2 protein-coding genes are annotated in these 2,864 nt (G+C 40.5%); one reads left to right on the plus strand and one right to left on the minus strand.

Annotated features, from left to right (window positions below; all coding sequences use genetic code 11):
• Positions 1 to 199: 199 nt before the first annotated feature.
• Positions 200 to 1,504, minus strand: coding sequence for a GGDEF domain-containing protein (locus L4C33_RS21230; protein ID WP_428814378.1), 1,305 nt, complete (start codon positions 1,502 to 1,504; stop codon positions 200 to 202).
• Between the two features lie 361 nt (positions 1,505 to 1,865).
• Here L4C33_RS21230 and L4C33_RS21235 point away from each other — a divergent pair, with 361 nt between their 5' ends.
• Complete coding sequence (locus L4C33_RS21235; RefSeq protein WP_428814379.1) at positions 1,866 to 2,690, plus strand: DUF2797 domain-containing protein; 825 nt, start codon at positions 1,866 to 1,868, stop codon at positions 2,688 to 2,690.
• Positions 2,691 to 2,864: the final 174 nt, after the last annotated feature.

Genomic DNA, 2,864 nt, shown 5'->3' on the forward strand with positions numbered 1-2,864 from the left:
GATCTATAACTAATACCAGTAATCTCAACACCCTTCTTGAGAGTTTAGGGATTACTACCAACAGAGCACTACTAGTTGAGGATAGGTTAGCGTTATACCCACAGTTTTAGACAGCAAGGTAAACCCTAACTAGATTCAGCTTTCCCTTTTTGGTGGCATCACGCCACCATTTTTTTCATCGACGTACATATTATTGAATTTAAGTAATAGCACTAACTTCAACACGATTTCGTCCGAGCTGCTTAGCTTGATATAAAGCTTCATCCGCTCTAGTTATAGTTTCTGTAATTTTTTCTTTTCCAGTTTCAGTGACAACACCAATACTGCAAGTTAGTGCATCCCCGTGTACCCATATATGTTGAGACACTTGACGACAAATTCGCTCCGCAATTTGACTAGCTTGATCAATACCAGTATTAGGTAAAAAAACAATAAACTCTTCCCCTCCCCAACGGGCCAAGCGGTCTTTACTTCTCACTTCATTGGAAACAACCATGCAGAACTCTTTAAGTATGTTGTCACCCATCTTGTGGCCATACTTGTCATTAATCGCCTTGAAAAAATCTATGTCCAAATAGAGAACCGACATACTTGAATCATCTGACTCCACCGACTTAGAGTGCCCTTTCACCCAATCTCGAATTGCGTGTCGGTTCATCGCTCCGGTAAGCGCATCGCGATGGGCAAGCTCAGCAAACTCAAGGTTTTGTGCTCTTAACGTCTTATTCACGTTTTCTAAATGGCTGTGCCTGCGCTCTGAAAGCATTATGGCTTTCCGCGTCCGATATAATTCAGTTAAAACATAGGTCATCGCAACAGTGACCCACAAGGCTAGAAGCATCAAAAACAAATTCTCGGCTTTCATATAAGCCCCTTCGAATTCGATGCTCTTAATAACAATACGATGTTTGCCCAGAGTCGATGAGGAACCCGTCGCAAACTCAATTTTGTTGATATTTGAGTATTCTGGTGCCGAATGTTCTATCTCGATTTTGTTATCAGCCAACCACCACGTCATCACTTGTAGGTTATCAATCGGGATTCTACGTTTGCCTTGTTCAATACCTGGCTGATATTCCATCCCGTTGTATTTGTGGGTATATTCATTTTCAACGGTAGAATACGCTGGGTTAAAGTTACGTAAGTAAGCACGTAAACGCCCTTCACCTGTACCGCTCTGAACGTAGTCGATATTAACTTTAAATGTGTGGTATTGAGATAGGTCTATCCCGATAGAAGAATCAGGATCGATGTGAATGGATAAGCCACAATACGGCCAAGGGTAGTCCGACTTAATTAGCTCACACTCTAATATGTACGCCCCACTTTCAAACTTAAGATCCGAGGTACTTTTACCGCCTTCTCCCTGATCATTAGTAGCGAAGAACGTATAGTCTTTAGGGGAAATTGTTAACACTTTTCTATCGCCATTGACACGATAGAGCTGAACAATCGCAATGGTCAAAATAACGAATATAAAGATGACCTTATGAATCCATTTCACTTTAAGCTTCCTGCTTTAGTCACTACATATGTTTGCTTTAGAGGCCATAGCCTCGACACTGACTAACATCTATTTAATTTCTATATTTATTCTAAATATACAGCCGGATTATAATATAGCCGCGCGTACCGTATACTTTTAACATTCCTTGCCCACGAAGTCATGTTCTAAATTACCCATAAGAAAATCGTAGTTTATAAATAAAACAAGTGCCGAACAAAAGTCGTCAGCAGCCTTTAAGTTTTACTCAAAGCTTCTTCGCATTTTGCTATCATAAACAGACAAAATTAGGGTTAAGCACACTTAGCGAGCCATACGCTTAAACTCTATACACAAAACTATAAATATTAAGAGTAATGTCATGTCTTTATTAGCAACTGGAACACTCAAGAAAATGAGTGCGTCTCTAGATGGCGACGTAAGCTATCGCTTACCTGTCGGTGATGAGATGGTTGAATTGAACCCTTTGATTGGCCAAACTGTCACGCTGACTCACACAGGCAATATTTTTTGTAGCGCTTGTGGTAAAAAAACCAAGAAGAGTTACTCACAAGGCCACTGCTTTGTGTGCATGAGAAAACTAGCAAGCTGCGACATGTGTATTATGAAACCAGAAACTTGTCACTACGACGCTGGCACCTGTCGCGAACCTCAATGGGGTGAGGACAACTGCATGGTTGATCACTTCGTTTATCTATCAAACACTTCAAGTTTAAAAGTGGGCATCACTCGCCATACACAAATTCCAACACGTTGGATTGACCAAGGCGCAACGCAAGGCCTACCAATTTTGAAAGTGAAGACTCGTCAAATATCTGGCCTGATTGAAATTGAATTAGCCAAACATATTTCCGACAAAACTAATTGGCGTACACTTCTTAAAGAAGACGGTGATGACATGGATTTGGTTCAGCGTGCAGCTGAGCTCTTACCCCTTGTAGAATCGACTATTAACGACATTAAAGCTAAATATGGTGACGATGCAGTCGAAGTATTAAGTGAAAATATTACTCCACTTAGCTACCCTGTCGAACAACACCCGACCAAAATCACTTCTCATAACTTTGATAAGAACCCAGAAGTAACTGGTGTATTGAAAGGGATTAAAGGACAGTACTTAATCTTTGATACGGGCGTAATCAACATCCGTAAGTTTTCGTCTTACGAAGTAGAAGTGTCAGCCTAAACATAGTAAGTGCTTCCCTTCTAAAGCTTAGCAGCTATATAAGCCAAGAGTTTCAAAGTAACACGCAGAAACAAAAAGGCTTTCTACCTCATGTTATTGAGAAAGAAAGCCTTTTTCATTTGATGACTCAGCTACTCAGCTAGCATAATGCTTTCAAGCACATTGAATAACAGG

The sequence above is a fragment of the Vibrio makurazakiensis genome, from assembly GCF_050337375.1.
Taxonomy (GTDB): domain Bacteria; phylum Pseudomonadota; class Gammaproteobacteria; order Enterobacterales; family Vibrionaceae; genus Vibrio; species Vibrio makurazakiensis.

Coding starts and splice junctions, on each gene's coding strand:
- L4C33_RS21235 (WP_428814379.1), top strand. CDS start 1,866: ATGTCTTTATTAGCAACTGGAACACTCAAGAAAATGAGTGCGTCTCTA.